At 32.1% G+C, this 23,628-nt stretch carries 17 protein-coding genes; 12 read left to right on the top strand and 5 right to left on the bottom strand.

Annotated features, from left to right (window positions below):
• The first annotated feature begins 127 nt into the window (after window positions 1-127).
• The 6 genes from BLW23_RS03830 to BLW23_RS03855 all read left to right on the top strand — a co-directional run bounded on the left by BLW23_RS03830 (window position 128) and on the right by BLW23_RS03855 (window position 9,285).
• Complete coding sequence (locus tag BLW23_RS03830; protein WP_093667902.1) at window positions 128-943, top strand: hypothetical protein; 816 nt, start codon at window positions 128-130, stop codon at window positions 941-943.
• A 265-nt stretch (window positions 944-1,208) separates the two neighbouring features.
• Entirely contained in the window at window positions 1,209-3,068 is a 1,860-nt protein-coding gene (locus tag BLW23_RS03835; protein ID WP_093667903.1) for a DNA topoisomerase IV subunit B, read from the top strand.
• Window positions 3,069-3,132: 64 nt separating this feature from the next.
• The gene (locus BLW23_RS03840; RefSeq protein ID WP_093667904.1) at window positions 3,133-5,847 is read left to right on the top strand and encodes a DNA gyrase/topoisomerase IV subunit A; all 2,715 of its coding nucleotides are present in this window, start codon (window positions 3,133-3,135) and stop codon (window positions 5,845-5,847) included.
• A 53-nt stretch (window positions 5,848-5,900) separates the two neighbouring features.
• Window positions 5,901-6,590: an aspartate/glutamate racemase family protein gene (locus BLW23_RS03845; protein WP_093667905.1), complete on the top strand. Its 690-nt coding sequence runs from the start codon at window positions 5,901-5,903 to the stop codon at window positions 6,588-6,590.
• The gene (locus tag BLW23_RS03850) at window positions 6,590-7,441 is read left to right on the top strand and encodes a mechanosensitive ion channel family protein (RefSeq protein ID WP_093667906.1); all 852 of its coding nucleotides are present in this window, start codon (window positions 6,590-6,592) and stop codon (window positions 7,439-7,441) included. The genes BLW23_RS03845 and BLW23_RS03850 overlap by 1 nt, the downstream gene beginning before the upstream one ends.
• Before the next feature lie 311 nt (window positions 7,442-7,752).
• Complete coding sequence (locus BLW23_RS03855) at window positions 7,753-9,285, top strand: hypothetical protein (protein WP_143032105.1); 1,533 nt, start codon at window positions 7,753-7,755, stop codon at window positions 9,283-9,285.
• 117 nt (window positions 9,286-9,402) lie between these two features.
• Here the strand turns inward: BLW23_RS03855 and BLW23_RS03860 are convergent, their stop codons facing one another.
• Complete coding sequence (locus BLW23_RS03860) at window positions 9,403-9,711, bottom strand: DUF6787 family protein (protein WP_093667908.1); 309 nt, start codon at window positions 9,709-9,711, stop codon at window positions 9,403-9,405.
• Between the two features lie 225 nt (window positions 9,712-9,936).
• Here BLW23_RS03860 and BLW23_RS03865 point away from each other — a divergent pair, with 225 nt between their 5' ends.
• Window positions 9,937-10,662 carry a DUF542 domain-containing protein gene (locus BLW23_RS03865; protein ID WP_093667909.1) on the top strand — a complete coding sequence of 242 codons (726 nt, stop codon included), beginning with the start codon at window positions 9,937-9,939 and terminating at the stop codon, window positions 10,660-10,662.
• A gap of 5 nt (window positions 10,663-10,667) precedes the next feature.
• Here BLW23_RS03865 and BLW23_RS03870 read toward each other — a convergent pair whose 3' ends face one another.
• Both BLW23_RS03870 and BLW23_RS03875 read right to left on the bottom strand, forming a co-directional pair.
• Entirely contained in the window at window positions 10,668-11,384 is a 717-nt protein-coding gene (locus BLW23_RS03870) for a LytR/AlgR family response regulator transcription factor (RefSeq protein WP_093667910.1), read from the bottom strand.
• Complete coding sequence (locus tag BLW23_RS03875) at window positions 11,377-12,327, bottom strand: sensor histidine kinase (protein ID WP_255362727.1); 951 nt, start codon at window positions 12,325-12,327, stop codon at window positions 11,377-11,379. Before BLW23_RS03875 ends, BLW23_RS03870 begins: the two co-directional genes overlap by 8 nt.
• 399 nt (window positions 12,328-12,726) lie before the next feature.
• Here BLW23_RS03875 and BLW23_RS03880 point away from each other — a divergent pair, with 399 nt between their 5' ends.
• Both BLW23_RS03880 and BLW23_RS23120 read left to right on the top strand, forming a co-directional pair.
• A complete protein-coding gene (locus BLW23_RS03880) occupies window positions 12,727-13,605 on the top strand; it encodes an ABC transporter ATP-binding protein (RefSeq protein ID WP_093667911.1) in 879 nt (292 codons plus the stop codon).
• A 175-nt stretch (window positions 13,606-13,780) separates the two neighbouring features.
• Entirely contained in the window at window positions 13,781-17,335 is a 3,555-nt protein-coding gene (locus BLW23_RS23120) for an ABC transporter permease/M1 family aminopeptidase (protein WP_093667912.1), read from the top strand.
• 120 nt (window positions 17,336-17,455) lie between these two features.
• Here BLW23_RS23120 and BLW23_RS03890 read toward each other — a convergent pair whose 3' ends face one another.
• On the bottom strand, window positions 17,456-18,781 hold the full coding sequence (locus BLW23_RS03890) for a phosphatidylserine decarboxylase family protein (protein WP_093667913.1): 1,326 nt from the start codon (window positions 18,779-18,781) through the stop codon (window positions 17,456-17,458).
• 273 nt (window positions 18,782-19,054) lie between these two features.
• Between BLW23_RS03890 and BLW23_RS03895 the strand changes: the two genes are divergently transcribed.
• The 3 genes from BLW23_RS03895 (at window position 19,055) to BLW23_RS03905 (ending at window position 21,571) form a co-directional block, all read left to right on the top strand.
• A complete protein-coding gene (locus BLW23_RS03895; protein ID WP_093667914.1) occupies window positions 19,055-19,543 on the top strand; it encodes a hypothetical protein in 489 nt (162 codons plus the stop codon).
• Window positions 19,544-19,621: 78 nt separating this feature from the next.
• On the top strand, window positions 19,622-19,999 hold the full coding sequence (locus BLW23_RS03900; RefSeq protein WP_093667915.1) for a hypothetical protein: 378 nt from the start codon (window positions 19,622-19,624) through the stop codon (window positions 19,997-19,999).
• Between the two features lie 12 nt (window positions 20,000-20,011).
• On the top strand, window positions 20,012-21,571 hold the full coding sequence (locus BLW23_RS03905) for a metallophosphoesterase family protein (protein ID WP_093667916.1): 1,560 nt from the start codon (window positions 20,012-20,014) through the stop codon (window positions 21,569-21,571).
• A gap of 57 nt (window positions 21,572-21,628) precedes the next feature.
• Here the strand turns inward: BLW23_RS03905 and BLW23_RS03910 are convergent, their stop codons facing one another.
• On the bottom strand, window positions 21,629-23,626 hold the full coding sequence (locus tag BLW23_RS03910; protein ID WP_093667917.1) for a urocanate hydratase: 1,998 nt from the start codon (window positions 23,624-23,626) through the stop codon (window positions 21,629-21,631).
• Window positions 23,627-23,628 lie beyond the last annotated feature (2 nt).

The following is a 23,628-nucleotide window of genomic DNA, read 5'->3' on the forward strand; positions in this document are numbered from 1 at the left end:
TGCGAATTATCTATTTCTATATTCTACAATACTTAAAATTTTCATAACGCTATTTTAAACATAAAGTAAACTGTTTTTTTCTGAAAATGAAGAGATTTACGTCAGTTTAACCAAAAAATAGATACCAATGAAAAAAACTACTCAAACTTTAATGATGCTTGTAATAGGTTTACTTTTAAACCTCCAAGTATTCTCACAACAATCTGTTGATAGTGAGCTAGACGGAATGATCACTGCAACTCAACAGATAGAAACTAGTGCCAACCGAGCCAAAACAGCCTTAAAAACACTAGTGATAATGTATTTCGTTGACGGAACGACAACGGCTAATACTCAAGCTTTCTTAACACAGGTTTCCCATGAGTTAATAACAATTAATGGTTTATCAGGTGTTGTTTTAAATCATGTGTTTAATGCTGAATCAATAAACAATAACATCGATACCAATACTACTGAAGATCTAATACAAGAAGTTCAAGGAGCAAGATTTCAAGCGAATACGAATGCGATAGCATTGGTTAAAGCCATTGAAAATAACAATGCCAATGTTGCCTATCAATTAAATCGGTCTTTAAGAAGTAATTTCAATACAATTCTTAACTATTCGAAGCAACTTCAAACGGAAATTGAAAGTTTAAAGGCAGCTCCTAAAGTTTATAATATACGTATAGAATTGGTTGATTATAGAACAGGAGCACCTGTTACATCTGATGCAATTGATGGGTATGGAGCAACAAATGTAACAACTAATAGAAATTATTACTCAGAATACAGACAAGGAGAACCAAGAGATGTTATTTTAGGAGTACCTGAAGGAACATATCGCTTTGATGGGCGTGATGGTTATTTCGATGGAACAACTAGTACAACGTTAACGCTATCAGATAGTTTAGTTGAGCCTGATGGATTCATTGTTGTAACTCTTTCTTATTGGTACGAATAATGTTTTCAAAGATAAATAGTACAAATATCGTTTATGGAACGAAAAAATATTTTTAGAGTTATAATCTTCACTTCTTAAGGCAAGTTTTTATGAATTGAAAAATTCATATTCTTCTTAAGACTAAAAAAAAACGGTTATAATTGCCTGACGCCAATGTTTTTCAACAACATTGGCGTTTGTTTGTTAATTACTTTATGCAATTGCATTGGTAAAAAAATAACGTAAATAGTATATTAGCGGTTCATTCACGAATTTCAACTTATTTATGGCTCAAGAAACAAAATATACCGAGGATAATATACGATCACTGGATTGGAAGGAACATATTAGAATGCGACCAGGTATGTATATTGGGAAATTGGGGGATGGTTCTTCTCCTGATGACGGTATTTATATTCTTGTAAAAGAGGTTTTAGACAACTCTATTGATGAATTCGTCATGGGAGGTGGTAAAACTATTGAAGTTTCTGTGCAAGGAAATAAAGTAATTGTGAGAGATTATGGTCGTGGAATTCCTTTAGGGAAGGTTGTTGATGTAGTTTCGAAAATGAATACAGGAGGAAAGTACGATTCCAAAGCCTTTAAAAAATCTGTTGGTTTAAATGGAGTAGGTACCAAAGCCGTGAATGCCTTATCTGAATTTTTCCGAGTAGAGTCAACAAGAGATGGAAAATCGGCGTCAGCTGAGTTTGAAAAAGGAACCTTAATGAATCAAGATCTTCTAGATGAAACATCAAGAAGAAGAGGTACAAAGGTTACGTTTATAGCGGACGAAAGTATTTTTAAGAACTATAAATACCGTCCGGAGTATATCATTAAATTATTAAAAAACTATGTATATCTAAATCCCGGATTAACCATTGTTTTTAATGGAGAAAAGTTTTATTCAGAGAATGGTTTAAAGGATTTATTAGAGGATAATAACAATGTAGCAGACATGTTATATCCTATAATTCATTTGAGAGGTGAAGATATTGAAGTAGCCATAACACATAGTAAAACACAGTATTCTGAAGAATATTACTCTTTTGTAAACGGTCAAAACACTTCGCAAGGTGGTACGCACTTAGCAGCGTTTAGAGAAGCTGTTGTAAAAACAGTACGAGAATATTACGGTAAGAATTTTGATGCCTCAGATGTAAGAAAATCTATTATAGGAGCTATTTCTATTAAAGTAATGGAACCTGTTTTTGAAAGTCAAACTAAAACGAAACTTGGGTCTACAGAAATGGGAGGAGAGCTTCCCACTGTTCGTACGTATATAAACGATTTTGTTAAAAATAAGTTAGACAATTATCTTCACAGAAATTCTGATGTTGCCGAACAACTTCAAAAGAAAATACTTCAAGCTGAAAAAGAAAGAAAAGAGCTTTCAGGAATTAGAAAATTAGCAAGAGACAGAGCAAAAAAAGCGAGTTTACACAATAAAAAATTACGAGATTGCCGTATTCATTTCGCGGATATAAAAAGAGAAGGGTACTTAGATACTACTTTATTTATTACGGAGGGAGATTCGGCCAGTGGTTCGATAACGAAATCTAGAAATGTAAATACTCAGGCTGTATTTAGTTTAAAAGGGAAACCATTAAACTCATATGGTTTGTCAAAGAAGATTGTATACGAAAATGAAGAATTCAACCTTTTACAAGCAGCATTAAATATTGAAGATGGAATGGAAGGGTTGCGATATAATAATGTGGTAATTGCAACGGATGCCGATGTTGATGGAATGCATATTCGATTGCTATTAATTACCTTCTTTTTACAGTTTTTTCCTGAAATAATAAAAGAAGGACATTTGTATATTTTAGAAACGCCACTTTTTAGAGTTAGGAACAAAAAGGAAACGTTTTATTGTTATTCTGAAGAAGAAAAACAAACCGCGATAAAAAAATTAAGAGGAAATCCTGAGATTACCCGATTTAAGGGACTAGGTGAGATTTCTCCAGATGAATTCGTCCATTTTATTGGAGACGATATTCGTTTGGACCCAGTAATGTTAGATAAAGATATGTCGATTGAGCAGATGTTAGAGTTTTACATGGGGAAAAACACACCAGATAGACAGAAGTTTATCATTAGTAACCTAAAAGTAGAACTTGATTTACTTGATGAAGGAGCCTAATGCGTAAATTATCTGATATAAAACCAACAATAATTCCCTAACCTAAATAAACGGAGCTTTTTTTATGAGCGAAGACACTAACAATAACGAACACGAAGAAGACGTAAATTCACCAGCAGAAAATACAGAAACTATTACCAAAGTAACAGGAATGTACAAGGAATGGTTTTTAGATTATGCTTCTTATGTGATTTTGGAGCGTGCTGTTCCTTCAATAGAAGATGGTTTTAAGCCAGTGCAACGACGTATTATGCATTCTATGAAAGATTTGGATGATGGTCGTTATAATAAGGTGGCTAATATTGTTGGACACACAATGCAGTATCACCCGCATGGAGATGCTTCTATTGCCGATGCCATGGTTCAATTAGGGCAAAAGGAGTTATTGATTGATATGCAAGGTAACTGGGGTAATATTTTAACTGGTGATAGGGCAGCAGCGTCACGTTATATTGAAGCACGTTTATCTAAGTTCGCTTTAGAAGTTGTTTTTAACCCAAAAACAACGGAATGGCAACAATCGTATGATGGTAGAAAAAAAGAGCCTGTAAACCTTCCTGTAAAATTCCCATTGTTATTGGCGCAAGGAGCAGAAGGTATTGCCGTTGGATTATCTACTAAAATCTTACCTCATAATTTCAATGAATTAATTGATGCATCCATAAAATATTTAAAAGGGCGAAGTTTTACTATTGTTCCAGATTTTTTAACTGGAGGTGTTGCTGATTTTACAAATTACAGTGATGGTAAAAGGGGAGGAAAAGTAAGAGTGAGAGCTAAAATATCACAGCTAGACAAAAAGACACTTGTTATCACAGAAATTCCTTTTGCCACGACTACAACTACTTTAATCGATAGTATTTTAAAAGCAAATGATAAAGGGAAGATTAAAATTAAACGTATTGAAGATAATACGGCTGCAAAGGTTGAGATATTAGTGCACTTACCACCTAATGTTTCTCCAGATAAAACAATTGACGCTTTATATGCTTTTACGAATTGTGAAAATTCTATTTCACCCTTGTGCTGTATTATAGAAAATAATAAGCCTGTATTTATAGGTGTTTCTGAAATGCTAGAGAAATCAACAAACTTTACAGTTGATTTGTTGAAGCAAGAGTTAGAAATTCGATTGAATGAACTAGAGGAGCAATGGCATTTTTCATCTTTGGAAAGAATTTTTATCGAAAACAGAATTTACCGAGATATTGAAGAAGTGGAAACCTGGAAAGGCGTAATTGAAGCTATTGATTTAGGATTAAAACCACATACAAAACATTTAAAAAGAGAAGTTACCGAAGAGGATATTGTTCGTTTAACGGAAATACGAATTAAGAAGATTTCAAAATTCGATATTGATAAAGCGAAACAATTTATTGAAGGTTTAGAAGAACAAATAGCGGAAGTAAAGAAGCATTTAGATAATTTAATAGAGTTTGCTATTGATTATTTTAAAAACTTAAAAGCTAAATACGGTAAAGGAAAAGAACGAAAAACTGAAATCAGAATCTTCGATGATATCGTAGCAACGAAGGTTGTGATGAGAAATGCGAAGTTATATGTCAATAGAGAGGAAGGTTTTATAGGAACTTCATTGAAAAAAGACGAATATATTTCCGACTGTGCAGATATTGATGATGTTATTGTGTTTAGAGAAGATGGAACCATGATTGTAACAAAGGTTGCTTCAAAAACTTTTGTAGGGAAAGGAATCATGCATATTGCTATCTTTAAGAAGAAAGATAAAAGGACGGTTTATAACATGATTTATAAAGATGGTGCTCGCGGTCCTAGTTATATGAAGCGGTTTAATGTAACCAGTATTACACGTGATAAAGAGTATGATCTTACCAATGGAAGTAAAGGGTCTAAAGTATTGTATTTCTCGGCAAACCCAAATGGAGAGGCAGAAGTAATCACAATATTATTGAGAGCTGTTGGTAGTATTAAAAAATTGAAATGGGATATCGATTTTGCAGATTTATCAATTAAAAGTCGTAGCGTAAGAGGAAACCAAGTTACCAAATATGCTATAAAGAAAATTGAATTTAAATCGGCAGGGGTATCTACTTTAAAACCACGTAAAATTTGGTTTGACGATACTGTTCGACGTTTAAATGTTGATGAAAGAGGAGAATTACTAGGTGAATTCAGAGCTGAAGATCGCATACTAATAGCAACGCAAAGTGGAAAAATTAAAGCAGTGATTCCTGACTTGACGATGCATTTTGAGAACGATATGATTGTTCTTGAAAAATGGAAACCTCAAAAACCTGTCTCAGCCATTTATTTTGATGGGAACAAGGAGAAGTATTATGTAAAGCGCTTTTTAATTGAATCTACGGATAAAGAAGAGGTATTTATTTCAGATCATGAAAAGTCTAAATTAGAGATAATTACGACAGATTACCGACCAATGGCAGAAGTGATTTTTTCAAAACGTAGCTTAGAGAAAATAGACGTTAATTTTGAAGAGTTTATTTCAGTTAAGGGAATTAAGGCTTTGGGGAATCAATTAACAACAGATAAAGTTAGAACAGTAAATTTATTAGATTCGTTACCTTACGAAGAACCTGTCGAGAAAATTGAAGATATTGAAGTTCAGGAAGAGGAGGAAATTCAAGAAGAGGGACTTCCTTTAGAGATAGAGGATACGGACGAAAAAGATTTTACAAAAATAAAAGAAAATAAGGCAAAAAAGGCTTTAGAACGTGCGCTTCAAAAGAAGAAAAAGAATACTGAAGAAGACGATGATAGTCAAACAGCATTGTTTGAATAGCATTACATAAGTTCGACGCAGATCTAGTATGTTTCTGCATAACATTATAGCAAATGAACGCAATTGGATTAATTGGGGGAATTACTCCACAGTCAACCATTATGTACTATGAAGTATTAAATGGTTTAGCATCAAAAAAATATGGAAATAAGCATTCTGCTAAAGTAATCATCAACTCTGTAGATTTTGGTGAAATTTCGAGACTACAGCAGGAAGGAAAATGGGATGTTTTAGATAAAATTATGGCAGAAGCGGCTATGAGTTTAGAAAAAGCAGGAGCTGCATGTATTTTAATTTGTGCTAATACAATGCATTTAACAATTGATGCTATAAGAAAAGAGGTGGGTATACCCGTAATTCATATTGCCGATGCTACGTCTGAAAAAATAAAAGAAAAACAACTTAAGAAGGTCATTTTGTTAGGTACGAAGTATACAATGGAAAAGAGATTTTACATTGATATTCTCGAAAGTCATGGAATTCATGTAATTGTGCCTAATGAAGACGATAGAGAAATTATTCATAACGTTATTTACGATGAACTTTCTTATGGCATTTTAAAAGAGAACTCCAAAAGAAGTTACCTCAATATTATATCGAAATTGGTAGACGCTGAAGGAGCCGAAGGTGTTATTTTAGGCTGTACAGAAATACCATTATTAATAAAGCAAGAAGATGTTGTAATTCCTATTTTTGATACCACAACAATTCATGCAACTGAAGCATTTCAACTTTCTATTTAATGAAAGATTTTTTATCAAAATATCAGTTTAATTTAGATTCCTTTTTCGGTATACTCGGTTATGTCTTAGTGGTTGTATTTGTCGCTTGGATCGTATCAAGAATTATCAGGTATTTTATTGTTCTTCTAATTAAACACAAGAAAACTGATAGAGATGGTAGAACGAGTATTCAATTTTTCCGTAATTCTGTCAAGTTTTTTATAGGAATATTTGGTATAGTTTACATTATAATAACCGTTCCATTATTCAGAAGTAAGGCAGCATTTATATTCTCTGGGGCTGGGATTTTAGCGGCAATTATCGGTTTCGCGGCACAGGCCGCACTCTCGAATTTAATAGCAGGGGCTTTCATTGTTATATTTAGACCCTTTAGAGTTGGAGATTATATTAAATTAGATGAAGCTAGAGTGGGGATTGTTGAAGATATAACACTAAGACATACTGTTATTAACAACTTCGAAAATAAGCGATTAATTATTCCAAATTCGGTTATTAGTACAGATTCTGTTTTGAATCACACGATTGAAGATTTTCAGGTATTAAGTTTTAATAATTTTAAAATAGGCTTGAGAGGAGATATTGATCTTACGCGTCGAATTATTCAAGAAGAAGCGGTTAAATTACCTAAGGTTATCGATAATAGAACTCCTGAGCAAGTAATAGAAGGTATAGATCAAATTGATGTTCGAGTAATAGATATATATCCCGATCATATTCATATCAGAGCCTATGTATGGGTTAGTGAACCGTTCTTAGAATTTAAAACAAAATGCGCGTTAAAGGAAGCCGTTCATAAAAGATTTATAGAAGAAGGAGTTGATTTACCAATTCCAATTTTCGAACGTCTTTAATTTAAGCATACCATTTTATATAGTGTTACTATGTATTAAGACGGACATCGTTTTCGTTATTCTCTTTTTCTACACCCTGTTTATCAAAAAAACACCCAATTTATTATTGACTAATTTATAAGATATAAAATGTATACGATTTTTTTAAGGTCTTAAATGTCTATCTCATACCTAATTTTCAGCCTCTTATGTCTTTTTCTGTGCTGTAAGGTAAAGTTTTTTTAACTTATTGATACTAAAGGTGTTTTACTGTCTTTTGGCATAAATACCAAAGTATACGTAATCAACAAAAACGAACAAATATTTACATTATGAAAAATTATTGTATGTATGCGATAATAGCACTCATGCTATTTGCATGTAAAACCGAAAAGAAGGAAAAAGAAAAGAAAAAAATTCAAACATTTGGAATTACCACTATTCCCATGCCAAATACATTGGTATCAGGTCAAAGTTTCCCTACTGATTCAACAACGATTAATACTTGGGTCTCAGAAAGTAAAATAGTCAATAATTTAGAAACTAATACAGATATTATAACGCATGGTTGGGATATTTGGAATGCCTTGACGGAGGAAACGGATGAGAAAAATAATGGTCAGCCATTGAGAAGATTTGAGACATGGTATACACCGCAAGATATTCAAAAATCGCTTAGAGCGAAAACATCTAATACAGGATTAAGACTATCAAGTTTAGAAAGATTTGATACAGGGAATTTAGAAATTCCTCATCAGAACCAGCATGGTTTAAAGGTAAAAAGTTCAGATGTTGTGGGATTTGTTAAATGTGATCCTACTTCTGCACAACATATATACAATAACGAATTGTACTTTTTTGAAGTTTTAAAAAGTATGATTGAACCAGGTAAAATAGCTAATATTCCAGCGTTTCCAGCTTCAAGTGTATTGATAAAACCTGTTTTTTATCCATTAACTAAAACAGATTCCTTAAGTCCCAATACATATTCTTTACCTGCATGGCCAGGATACCATGATCAAGTTCCAATGGACTCTATTATCAAAAATGGTTTTGGATCAAACTATTGGAATAATGACATTACAATTACCACAACTGGAGAAACGGATAAGGAGAAAAAAGTGTTTTCAATAAATGATTTTATTCATTTTAAACTAAGCAAAACACAAGCAGCCAATATTATTAATGTTATTGATAATGGACAAGCGAAAGAAGGAGATTACGCCGTACTGGTAGGAATGCACGTAAATACTAGAGAAAATAGAAGATGGACATGGCAAACTTTTTGGTGGTCAGAAAATCCTAACTCGCCCCAAAGTCCTAGTTCTTCAACGATAGCGGAATTAAAGCCAACTACATTAGATAGAGCTTCGAAGCATTATTCAATGGCATTAGCTTATAATATGATTAGTCCTGCTCAGCCTTATTATGAAGGATCAAACTCTATAACGGAGGAAGAGCCTAAAAAGGAATCAATTTATGCATATAATCCGTATTTAGAAGCAGGATTCAATGCTGATACGTTTGATGTTTCTGCCTCTAGTCAAAACCCAAATAATTCGGGAGGAAATGATTCTATAAGAAAATATTATAGTGAAGGTTATCAAAAAGTAGGAGCGATTAGATTGAGTGAAAAATTATATGAAGGAGGAAAGTTGAATAGAGTAGGAATTGAAACTAATTGTATGAGTTGTCATGGTCAGGCAAGATTGTATGATGTAAAATCAATCAAAGATTCCTATCAGTATTATATTACAGATCAATATTTCGATTTAAACGCACCTTATTTTAAAAGTAGTGTGGTGTTAGATTTTGCTTGGAGTATTCAAGGAAGTTTAATTTATCGTGACTCCATATCAAAATAAATGATATCATTTATAATTTCAAGAACAACTGGTATTATAAAAAAGAAAAATCCCGATTCTATTATTGAATCGGGATGTTTTTTATGATTGACGAATCGTATTCTTTAATTTGATTTTTTATCTCTTCTTAAACAAAAATCCTAATCCTATTCTACTCAAAAATTTCTTTTCAAATTCCCAAAAGAATTTAAATTGTCCAAAGATCCATCCCACGATAGGCAGTGTAGTTTGATAAATTGGAAAAATTAACAAAATACGTAATGGCCAATAAAACCATGGTGATATTGTTTGTGGAGACAAGCCAATAAAGGCCGTTATAGGCTTAGCAACCCAGGCTGCGAATGAGCCATTAATAGCAAACACAATAAAAATGGCAATTAAATCCAAATTACTACTAATCCCCCAACGTTGTTTTAATTTTTCCATACGACAAAAGTATATAAAACTTAAAAAGAAGGCAAATACATATAGAATAATTAACCAAGTGTTTTTTATTTATAAAATTAACATAATTAATGATTTATTAATAAGTTTGTAGCTATGATTTTTATCATTTTTTAATAGAGTCATTATTTACATTTTTGTTTTTTAATCTAAATGATGAGAACAGTGATTTTTAAATTAACATTAATTATCTAAAACGATATTACTATGGTTGTTTCAGGGGGAGAAACGGTATCGAGTGTTGTTGTGGAAAATATAAAAACTTCTGAGGTTTTTATGAAATATGGTATTGATTATTACTGTAAAGGAAATATTGCCATAGAAAAAGTTTGTAAAAATCTAAATATTATATATGCTGAACTTAAAAGAGATCTTTCCGAAGTTGCTACCGTAAAAGATGTGTTCGAGGACTACAACAAATGGTCTTTAGATTTTTTAATTATTTATATTGAAAACATGCATCATTCCTATATTAAGAAGAGTTTGCCTGATATGTTAAGACTATTCGAAGCGTTGAAAAAAAACAGGGATGTATCAACAGAAGAGATCTCTAAACTTAATTGTATGCTGGTTCGAATAAATGAACTAACTCTATATCATTTAAAAGAAGAAAAAGAAGTCCTTTTTCCTTGTATAAGTAAACTTGTACTTACTTTAAAGAATTCGACTAAAGAAGGATTTACAATCGATGATAGGATTAGGAGTTTGATGAATAGATTAAAAAATAAACGGGTTGATATTGCAAGAGAATTAAAGGAAATACTACAATTTTTAGAACATTCTAACGCTCTCAATGTTTCAAATGCACATTGTAAAATACTACAGTCCAAACTTCAAGAATTTCAACGGGATTTACAAAGGTATTTTCATTTAGATAATAATATCCTTGAACCTAAAGTTATTCAATTAGAGAAGGAGTTATCTTCAAAATAAAGCCTTTAATTTTTATTGTGAATCAATAAGGTAATCTGATTTTTATATGTTTGACCAATTGGAACTGTGTGTTCTCCAATTAACTTCACTCTATTTCCTTCTATAGTTTTTATTTTATCTAAGGATATTATAAAGGATTTGTGTACTCTAATAAAATTAGGCTCAGGAAGAATTTCATCAAAAGAAGATATTTTCTCGTGACAAATAATAACTTCATTGGAAATAGTATATATTTTACTGTAATTCCCATAGGCTTCAACGAATAAAACATCGTTGGTATTAATTCGATGATGCTTCTTGTCTCCTTTGATAAAAAAGAAATGACTTTCTTTATTTTCAACAATTACTTTACTCGTGGTTTTAGGGGGTAGAACATTATCTGATACTTTATTTACGGCTTTTATAAAACGTTCAAAACTAAATGGTTTTAATAAGTAATCAAGAACATTTAACTCAAAACCGTCCAAAGCATACTCACTGTAAGCGGTAGTTACTATAATCTGAGGAGGATTTGAAAGGGTTTTTAAAAAGTCGAAGCCTTTTAGCTTAGGCATATTTAAATCTAAAAAAATCAAGTCAACTTCTTCAGTCTTCAAATACTCCATGGCTTCTATAGCGTTATAGCAATTTGTTTTTAAAGAGAGATTAGGAAGCATACCACAAAATTCCTCAATAATTTCATGAGCCAATGGTTCGTCATCTACAATAATATAATTAATCATGCATGTAAATATTTAATTGTACTTCAAATTCTTTTTCAAGTTTCTTAATACTTAAGTCGTACTTGTCAGGATACGTTAAAGCAAGTCTACGTTCCAAGTTTTTTAACCCAATACCACCAATAGCATCGTTCTCTTCTTCAAAGTTATTTTTAATGGAAAAGAAAATACCTTTTGAATTACTAACAAGCTGAATACGAATAAAAGGGTTTGTTGTTAATCGTTCTATACCATGTTTAAAGGCATTTTCAACCAAAATAATAAAAAGTAAAGGTGCTATTTCATTATTTTCAGTGTTATCAATATTGAATTGAATATCGTTATTATTTCTATATCTAATTTTATGAAGCTCAATATAATTTTTAAGGTAATTAATTTCTCTTTCAATAGGAACTCTTTCTTTTTCTCCTTCATAAATGGTGTATCTCATCATATCGGATAACTTCAAAATTACTTCGGGAGCCCTGTCAGAATTTTTTATGGTTAAAGCATATAAATTATTCAATGTATTAAAGAAAAAATGCGGATTGATTTGAGATTTTAATAAACTCATTTCTGCCTGTGTTTTTTCTTGCTTCAAAGTGTCTATTAATTTCCACTGCTCATATCCCCATAATAGGACTAATAAAGGAAGTGAACCGATTAATATAGGTAGAATCCATTCATTTTTAACGGCTAAATAGTGTTCATATTGATCTGCCTGAAAACGATAATAGTAAAAAGCTACTAATACCCCAGAATAGAAAACTATCAATATCTTTTTATACTTCTGGATAAACTTGGGAGCAAATAAATTAAAGATAACAAACCAAAAAACTAACATTAGTGTTATAGTTACTGGGTTATCAGGTATGTTAATCCAACGATCAATGAAAAGAGTTATGAAAAGTAATATTATGGAGATGCTAATCTTTATTCCTATCTTCTTTCTTCTCTTTTTTGTCATTTTTAACAAATTGTTCAATAGAAAAGAAAGCCCTATCCACCAAAAAAAAGTAATTACAAAAACTTCAATAGGCTGATTATTGGGGATATTGAGAACCCCAACCGTATGTAATATATACAGCAGTAAAATATGTATAGGTAAAACAATGACAAAAGCCTTGTATTTCTTTAAATAGGTTAAGATCATAGCGCAAAAATACTGATGTTAGTGAGGGGGAACAATTAATTTGATAAACATTGTCTTTTTTAGGATGTACTTGCTAAAAATTGGTATGAACCGCGTTGAACATAAATTTAACATTGAGTATATCAAAAACTATTTAGGTGGTCAATATAATTATAAAACAAGGCAACACGGGGGTACATTCGTATAACGATTTCAAAATATCAAAAACATTATATGAATAACTTAACTATAAAAAACATAACTAAACAATATGCCAACGGAGTAAATGCTTTAAATAAGGCTTCCTTAGAATTAAATAATGGATTATTTGGATTATTAGGGCCTAACGGAGCAGGAAAATCATCGTTAATGAGAACGATTGCGACTTTACAGGAGCCAACATCTGGAACTGTTTCTTTTAACGGAGTAGATTGCATACAAAACCCACAAGTTTTAAGAAGTCAGCTGGGATATTTACCTCAGGAATTTGGAGTGTACCCTAAAGTTAATGCAGAAGATTTATTGCATCATTTGGCCGTTTTAAAAGGAGTTGTTTCAAAAGGAGAAAGAAAGGATCAAGTGAATGCTCTTTTGGAACAAACAAATTTATACAATCACAGAAAAAAATCTGTAAATACTTTTTCTGGAGGAATGCGTCAACGTTTCGGAATAGCGCAGGCGCTTTTAGGTGCTCCAAAATTGATTATTGTTGACGAACCTACAGCGGGTTTAGATCCTGAAGAACGTAATCGTTTCTTGAATTTATTGAGTGAAATAGGAGAAAATGTCATTATCATATTATCAACCCACCTTGTTGAAGATGTAAGAGATTTATGTAATAAAATGGCCATTTTAAATAAAGGAAGAATAGTTGTTCAAGGAAATCCAATAGATTTGACAGAGACCTTATTAAACAAAACTTGGGTAAAAACGATAGCAAAAAGCGAAATAGAAATTTATCAGGAAAATTACCATGTTCTTTCTACAAGGCTTTTATCAGGTAAGACACAAATTCAAATTCTATCGGAAGAAAATCCTGGTAATAATTTTAATATCTATAAGCCCGACTTGGAGAGCGTTTATTTTTCTTACCTGAATCCAATATTGAAATAATACTATTTATATCCAAAACAACAAATGGTATAATAACGATCAAAAATCCATGATTATTATGACCTTACCTGTATTAGTCTCTCTTTTACGAATAGATAACATCTAACTAATAAACACTATTTCGTAGTGGCCAGACACCATTCTAGATAATAATCCTACAATTCAAAAATTACACATGAAATTAATCAACTTAATATTGTTTGAAATCAAATTTCAGCTCAAACAAAGAGCATTTATTGGTTTCAGTATTGTTTTTCTTTACTTTGGTTATCTTGTATCCAGTCAAGGATCCATTGCTCAAAATTTAGACTTTAATTCAGCTTATGAGATCAATAACAAAGTAGTATTGCTCAGTCTTGGAGCAGTCTTTGCCATTATGTTTTTCGCGGTGAGTGGTTTGCTAAGAGAAAAACAACATAAAATGGAAGCACTTATTTATTCGAGTCCAATTTCAAAAAAAGACTTCTTCATTAGCAGATTTTCAGGGGTAGTAATCCCTTCCATTATTGTTTTTAGTCTGAGCTTATTAGGACTCTACCTAGGGTTTAATCTTTCGGACTTAAACCCAGAGAGACTTCATAGCTTCCAATCAATTAAATATATACAAAGTTGGGCAATTTTTGTTTTACCGAATGTGTTTATATGTACTTCAATAATTGCTTCGATAAGTATACTCACAAAAAATAATTTAGCAACCTATGTAAGCGCTATCGCTATTTATACTAGCTACTTTTTATGTGCGATGTTTTTTAATTCTCCAATCATGGCGAATGCGGTATCACCTTCACCAGAAAACATGATGGTTGCCTCCTTGTTAGATCCATTTGGAATATCTGCTTTTTATGAACAAACTTTGTTCTGGACTCCAACGGACAAGAATTCAAAGATGATTTCTTTTTCTAATTTATTATTGTTTAATCGTTTATTATGGATGGCTATAGCTTATGTATTTATGTATATGTCATATCGTTTATTTTCTTTCAAACAAGGAAACAGGAAAGTCAAAAAAGAGAAAGTAGAGCAAAGCTATACTACTGCTAAGAAATATAAAAGTTTACAACCTCAATTAGGATTTTTAACTTCATTTAAAAGTTTTATATCAGTTTTAAAGCTTGAATTGAAATCAATTATTAGAAGTACTCCGTTTTTGGTTATTCTTCTATTGTGGATACTTGTTTTCGTTATGGAGGTTTATTCCAGAATTTACAGCGGAGGATCTTATAATGAAAGTTTATATCCAGCTACGAATACATTGATTGAAATTGTTGAAATCCCACTTCAATTATTATCACTGATATTAATTGTTTTCTATAGTGGTGAAGTAATTTGGAGGGAAAATTCCGATAAAATAAATCAATTAGTGTATACAACTCCAGCGTCAAATGTTGTGTTTTTTATGGCTAAGTATTTGTCAGTTTTTTTATTGCCTCTTATTTTATTTACAGTTAGTATTGTTGGTGCTATCGTTTTTCAAGTAATTGTTGGATATGATTATATTGAAATAGATTTATATTTAAATAGATTTTACTTTGTGATAGCCAATTACCTGTTTTATTTGTTCTTAGCATTCTTTATTCAAAGTGTTTCATCCAATAAATATTTGGGAATGGCTATTTCAGGATTATGCATTATCATTTTTGCTACCCCTTTATCTGGAATGATTGGATTAGAGTTACCTATTTTAAAATTAGGTAAACTACCAAAAGTAGGTCATAGTGATTTGTATGGGTATACGGATAATTTAAAAATGTTTAACTATTATGCTCTGGTATGGATGGTCTTAGGGGGATTACTAGCAGTATTATCTTTTAAATTATGGAAAAGAGGAGTAGAGTTTGATTTTCAACAGAATAAAAAGTTAGTAAGAAAGAAATGGAGTACTTCGCATAAGTTTGCTGTTGGCTTTTTAAGCGTACTTTTTATAATATCAATTGGAGGTGTATATTATAATACACATATTGTTACCTCTTATATGAACGCCGAAGAAGATTTAGATTTACGTGAAAATTATGAGCGCACTTATAAAAAATATGATGTCAAAAGACAATTAATACCGAGAGAATTAAAGTTTGAAGTAGATCTGTATCCTGCGGAAAGAGGTTATCAGGTTGTAGCAACATGTGTTTTGGAAAATAAAGGAGAACAGCCATTAAAAGAGCTATTGATTTCGGAAGTAATTCCTGTTGAATATATGCGAATAGAAGGAGCTGTATTAAAAAAACACGATAGTTTACATAATGTTAGGATTTATGAATTTAAAGAAGAGCTAAAGCATGGTGAAACTATCAATTATAAATACTCTTTGGAGTATAAAAACAAAGGGTTTGAAACGAGCAGAAGCATCGTAAAAAATGGTTCTTTTATAAATAGAGATTATTTTGATCCAGCTTTAGGGTATAGTTCTGGTTATGAAATTCAAAATACGCAAGAAAGAAAGAAAAGAGGATTACCCATTAGAGAAGAACACCATGATGAAGCCCATATGCATCTAAAAAGTGAGCACTACGAAAAGCTTGTTTTTGAAACTATTATTTCTACGCAGAGTGATCAAGTGGCAATTGCTCCTGGAGAATTGATCAAAGAATGGAAACAAGAAGAAAGAAACTATTATCATTATAAAGTTTCTAAAAAAGAAGCTCCTTTTATTGCTTTTATATCTGGTGATTACGAATTAAAGAAAGATGATTTTCAAGGAGTTCAGATAGAAAACTATTATCACGCTAATCATTCTTCAAATATTTCGGATATAGAGCATTTTACTAAAGAAACCATTGGCTATTGTCAGGATAATTTTGGGGAGTTTCCAAGTAATCATGTGCGAATTGCGGAAATACCTAATCATTTTAGATTTGGAGGAATTGCTTTTCCAGGAACTATTGTGATGGTTGAAGATAATCTTTATTCAATAGACAATAGAGAAACTGATTTTGATGTGGTTGCCAAGCGAACCATTCATGAAGTAGCCCATCAATATTGGGGACATAACTTAACTCCTAATAACGTTGATGGAGGAGGAATCCTCACAGAAGGTTTATGCAAGTACACGGAGGCTATTGTCATGGAAAAACTATTTGGAAAACAAATATTATGGCAATTAAACGAACAGGCAAATAATAGATACTTTTCTGGAAGATCGTATGCAACAGAAGAAGAAGTTCCTATTTATTTAGAAAATGGACAAGGGCACTTGATTTATGGAAAGGCTTGTATGGCATTTACAGCTGTAAAAGAGCTTATTGGGACCGAAATGCTAAATAAATCGATAAAAACGCTATTGGATACTCATAAAAATGAAACAAAACCTAGTGTTACATCCCATGATCTTATAAAAGCTATGTATGCCACTACTCCAGAAAAATACCACAAGTTGATTGATGATTGGTTTAAGCGTATTATAACGTATGATTTGACAATAGAAAAAGTTGAGAGCAAAAAACTAAAATCAAATGAATTTGAAACAACATTAATTATTAAAGCCAAAAGGTTTGAAGAGCAAGTAGGAGGGAACATGCTCGAAATAGACATCGATGAACCTATTCAAATAGGAGTTTTTAATGATCATCCTAGTATTGCAACTACTAAAGATGTTCTGCATTTGGAGCATCATTTAATGAATAAATCGAGGCAGGAAATTAAAATTGTAACGAAAGAAAAACCATTTTGTGTAGCTATTGATCCTTATGGTACTAGGGTTGAAGAACGAAGAGTAGATAATATTAAAAATCTATAATAGAAAAAGCCCGCATTTTTGCGGGCTTTTAGAATTTTATACCAAATGATATTACCGTAATAAATCATCATTTTCATTTGCCGTAATTTCTAATCATAATTGGTATTAATGTTTGGGGAATTATTTGATATTAGCAATGGCTATTTGAGCAGCCACTCGGATAAAAGGACCGTTGTTAGAATTATTGTTAGGTAACGGATTAACTACGGTAAATTGCTTAATAGCATTAGGTTGAAACACTAAACACATGCTTGAACCACCATAACTAAACCAACCTAATTCATCTCCTTTTTTAACATAGTCACCTGGTTTTATTTGAATCTCTACAGAAGAAATTTCAGTAATTCCTATTGGAATCACTGCTACTTTTCCAATCGCTGGATTCTCGTGCTCAATAATAACTAAGCCTCTTGTATTTACATTCGCTTCATAACCTTGCGAATATGTTCCTGCCGTTGGATCGAAACCATGATCGCCTTGATTTAGCAATTCACTAAACATATACCCAGGTATAACTTCTGCCTTAATAACTCTTCCAGAAATAGGAGCTCTCCATCTATGGTAATCATTACCACTTAAAAATGATTGGAATACAGTTCCTCCAACAAAATCATCTACAAAGTTGTTATCTAATAAATGTACCAGAGAATAAGGTTGGTTTTTAGCGTAAATATCGTCTTCACGTTTTACGTTTTCCGCAATTCGATAAACCGTACCATCGTTCGCTGAAACAATTACATGATCATTTCCAACACCATCTATAGGTCTTGATACAGGAATGATTTGTCTATGAAAGAAATCGTTAAAACTTTTAAATGTCCAATGACTTGGATCTTCTAGTTTCATTTCTTTGGTAACAAACTGGTCTAAATTATTCTTTATTACAGATTCAGGCGATAACCAGCCATCGCTATTAGTGGTTACTACATCAAGCGAAGCAGGTGAATCAAGATAAGCACACCATTCTTTTAAAATAAGTGAAAGTGCTTGATTAAAAGTTTCATTTCGAAATAAAATCCATCCATTTGGTGTAGCCATCATGTACACAAAAAGGCCTGACATTGGAAAAGCTGAATGACTTATGTTCGGTTGAAATTTAGGTGCACGAGTAATAATATAGTTAAGTGTAGTAAGTAAATTTTCTATAGTTTCGATCGCGTAAGGAGCGTCTGGTTCAAAATGTTTATGAACTTCCAATCCTTCTATGATTGTTTTATTAACAAGCTCCCTTAACTCTTGATCTTTTTCTAGCAATACTTGCAATGCTCTAACAGAAGGTTCATATTTTTCAACCTTATTTTCATGAGCTAATTTGACAATATCACTAAGCCATTTTCCAATTTGGGAGAGATCTTTGTCAATATAACCAGAAATTACTCCGTAACGATGCTCAAAGTTGTTTGAAAAACGTTCTCTCGCGGTTAGTTCTTTTTTTAAGGTTTCCATGTTGGTCAGTTTATAATTATTCAATACTTAAATATAACAGCAAGAATTGAGAAATTAACTAAGTGAAATTACTGAAAATGAACTAAGTATTTTTACTAGGTCTGATGGGTTTAACCCCCTTATCTGATTTTTTATAACAACTCAATGAGAAGCTTTTATTTTATTAAACATGATCAAATTGAAGTCAGATACCCCGAACTGACATGGCGTGATATATTTTTTACCCAAGTGCTTCCTGATATTTGAATAATTAATAATTAATAATTAAAAATTATGTCAAATACCGAAAAAACATTAGAAAGGAATTCAATTATTCCAGCTGTACCGCACAATGTAACATTAACCATACTAAATGAAACCGATACTATTATGAAATTAGAAGGTACGTGGTTTGATTCTGGTGAAATAAAGGAGGATTCGGAATTGCCCGCAATTATTAAAAGTGGAGACACACCAACAATTAAATTTGGAGTAAAAAAGCCGCATATAGCAGCAGGTGTAAGTGGTTATGTACAATACAAAATGAAAGATCAAGTAGTTACAATTGCATTTTCTAATCCATCGGTTGGAACCAATAAAGTTGGAATTGGGATAAGTGATAAAGATGGATCTAGTAATAAAATATGGGATAAAATGAGTAATCATAACTATAAAAAATTTAATGAACAATTTAATATAGCTTCTAATTACACCATTTCAGCTGAATGTTTATGCACTTCAGGAGGAAACAATACCTGTTATGTAGATTTAATTAAAAAGTAATTTTATAGAACTGTCATATTATAAACTATATGGCAGTTTTACTTTTTCCTATTTTAACAACTAATAGTATATCAAAATATGTCGAGTCAATTAAAATGTGTAGTATCAATTATAAACAATACCAAACATGTGATGCTCAGAAACAACGACCCTGTGAGCAAAAAGGGCACGTATAAATCTAAACCTCCAAATGTAATAAGTTCAAGTAAAAGTATACAGTTTGAATTAGTAGAAACCTTTCCAAAATCAGGAACATCTGGACTTTGTGAATATTATGTGTCACACCCTAATGGAACCAGCTTAATTCAATTTAGTTATAGTTGCCCTTCTTTATCGGATAATAAAGCCGATGCTATCATACTTTCAGGAAGAACTAACGATTTAGAAATTCAAATGATACCTAATCCACTTCCAGGAGGAGGACATCCAAATAAAATAGAATTTACAATATTTTAAAATACATAATTTATGTCGGAGATAAATCCCTTTGTTACCACAAGAAACCCCTTGCTAGCTCAATGGCAATCTTCTGCTTTTAAAATTGTAAAAGAAGAAATAAAAGATAATAATCCTACAATTTCTGAGAGAAAGTTAATTATCGAAGCCCATAATCACCCAATAATTCAAGGAGTTAATTTACATGCGACTCATTTTAATGAAGGTAATAAAATAGCTTTACAACAAGATGTCAACGCTTATGAAAACATGATTAATGCTTTGTTATCAGAGCATTATTTTAACGAATCACTTAATTTGTTGAACAAGAATGAAACTAACTTAGAGAAGAAGTTAGTTGAAGAAATTAAAACACCTTTTGGATTTCCTTTTAGTGATTATATTATCGATAAATGGATACAATGTGCCTATATATGGTTAAAGCAGGCGAATCCCAATAACTCGCCATATATAAAGGTTGATAACAATGGAGGTTTTGATTCTGATTTTCAAGTATTCGAAATACCAAACAATTCAAAACTAGTTGTTTTGGGTGATTTTGGTACTGGATTAAACGATTCTATAGCTATGTTAACTAGTATTTTAAGAGAGTTAAGTCCTGATTTTATAATCCATTTAGGAGATATTTATTATTCTGGTACTGAGGAAGAATGCCAAACCTATGTTAATACATTTAATAAAGCCTTTGAGCTTGCAAATAAAAAAGTTCCTGTATTTTCTATTCCAGGGAATCATGAATATTATTCAGGTGGTTATGGTTTTTTCAACAAAGTAATTAAAATAAACAAGGAAAATGGCTTTTTGAAATACGATCAAAAAGCGAGTTATTTTAGTTTAAGAACTCAAGATGGTGACTGGCAATTTTTAGGAATGGATAGTGGACTGAACTCTGTGAAAAATAATATTGCGATTAATTTATTTAAATTGATTGAGTCTAGAAGTTTTAAATTCAGTGATTTAAACCCAGATTATGGGCCATGGTTAGAGTTTGATGAAGCCAAATGGCATAGAGATAAGCTAGAAAATTTTAATGGAGAAACAATCTTATTATCACATCATCAGTTATTTTCGGCAGAAGAGCAAATAAATGGTGAATCAAATGTTTCCTATTTAACCGGAACCGATGTAAAAAGATTAAAATATTTAAATGAAAATTTGTTAAATGTCTTTAGTCCTTATTTTTCAAAAATTTCTGCTTGGTATTGGGCTCATGAACATCACATGGAAATATTTAAAAAAGAGCAATTAGGTTTGAAAAAAGGACGACTAATTGGAAATAGTGGCTATGAAGAATGGAAAGGGCAAGAAGTTTATAGAGAAACAGATTCGCCATTTTTAAGAGAACAATCAAATCCCAAACTAGGGGTGAGTTCTGTGCAGTTCAATTCTAAAGAATACGAGTTTTACAATCATGGTTTTGCTATGATTTCTGTAAATAAAGACGTGGGCAAGACTTCTTACTATGAATACCCTGTATTGTCACCAAATAAGCCATTAAAAGAGCCTTTTCCTCAAATAATGAAATTTAAGTTTGGGGAGGAAATACTTTTTGAAAAGGTTCCTACAATTTAAACAAACAAAAAAATCAAGAGTATTACCCTTGATTTTTTTGTTTATAAATATTTCAAATTAGAATAAATCTTCTAATAATGAATCCTCTACTAAATTAGCTACGGTTACTTTAAGATTAGGAGTACGTTGCATTTCACGTTTAATAGCGAATAAAGCTTCTTTATTTCTAGCCCAACTTCTTCTAGCAATACCGTTATTAACATCGTAAAATAACATCTTTTTTAAGCGAGCATCAGCCTCTGGAGTTCCATCTAACAACATACCAAAGCCTCCATTCATAACTTCACCCCAGCCAACACCACCTCCATTGTGGATGGATACCCAAGTAGCTCCTCTAAAGCTATCTCCAATAACATTGTGAATGGCCATGTCAGCAGTAAATTTACTTCCATCGTAAATATTAGAAGTTTCTCTATAAGGAGAGTCAGTTCCACTTACATCATGATGATCTCTACCTAATACCACGGGGCCTATTTTTCCTTCCGCAATAGCATTGTTAAAAGCCTCTGCGATTTTAGCACGTCCTTCAGCATCGGCATATAAAATACGAGCTTGAGAACCAACGACCATCTTGTTTTTCTTAGCATCTTTGATCCAAGTAATATTATCTTGCATCTGTAATTGAATCTCTTGAGGAGAGTTTTCCATAATTTCTTGTAAAACAGTCGCGGCAATTTCATCAGTAGTATCTAAATCCTCCGACTTTCCTGAAGTACAAACCCAACGAAAAGGACCAAATCCGTAATCGAAACACATAGGACCTAAAATATCTTGAACATACGATGGGTATTTAAAATCGATTCCATTTTCTGCCATTACTTCGGCTCCAGCTCTAGAACTTTCTAATAAGAAGGCATTTCCATAATCGAAGAAATAGGTTCCTCTTTCAGTATGCTTATTAATAGCTGCGGCATGACGACGCAGTGTTTTTTGAACTTCTTGTTTAAATACTTCAGGCTCTTCTCTAATTAGCCTATTAGACTCTTCATAAGATATATCAGCAGGATAGTACCCCCCAGTCCAAGGAATGTGTAAAGAAGTTTGATCAGAACCTACATGGATAAAAATTTCTTCTTCGTAAAATCGCTCCCATACATCAACAATGTTTCCTATAAAAGCTATTGATACAACTTCTTCTTTTAGTTGTGCTTCACGAACACGTGAAACTAATTCATCTATGGTATCAATTAGGATATCAACCCAACCCTGTTCATGTCGTTTAGTTGCTGCTTTTGGATTTACTTCTGCAGCAATAGTAATGCAATTGGCTATATTTCCTGCTTTTGGTTGAGCTCCACTCATTCCTCCTAAACCAGCAGTCAAGAATATTTTTCCTTTAGGAGTATCTCCTTTTTGTAATATTTTACGGAAAGCGTTCATTACAGTAATGGTAGTTCCGTGAACAATTCCTTGAGGCCCAATATACATATAAGAACCAGCGGTCATTTGACCATATTGTGTAACACCTAATGCATTAAACTTCTCCCAATCATCAGGAGATGAATAATTAGGGATCATCATTCCGTTGGTAACTATTACTCTTGGTGATTCTTTAGAAGAAGGAAATAACCCCATTGGATGGCCAGAATAAATATGAAGTGTTTGTTCGTCAGACATGGTTGCTAAATACTGCATTGTTAACAGATATTGCGCCCAATTTTGGAAAACAGCTCCATTACCTCCGTAGGTAATTAATTCTTCTGGGTGTTGTGCTACAGCTGGATCTAAGTTATTTTGAATCATTAGCATAATTGAAGCCGCTTGTAACGATTTCGCTGGATATTCTGCTATATCTCTAGCATGTATAGCATAATTCGGCTTAAAACGATACATGTAAATTCGCCCAAAATCATTCAATTCTTGAGCAAATTCAGTCGCTAACTCATAATGCCATTCAGCAGGAAAATAACGTAAAGCATTTCTGATAGCTAATTGCTTCTCTTCCTTTGATAAAATATCTTTTCTTTTAGGAGCTCTATTGATTCCTTCAGGATAAGCTCTTTTTTCAGGTAATTCTGACGGAATTCCCTGTACTATTAATTCTTTGAATATCATGG

Origin of the sequence: Tenacibaculum sp. MAR_2009_124 (genome assembly GCF_900105455.1) — a bacterium.
Classification (GTDB): Bacteria; Bacteroidota; Bacteroidia; order Flavobacteriales; family Flavobacteriaceae; genus Polaribacter.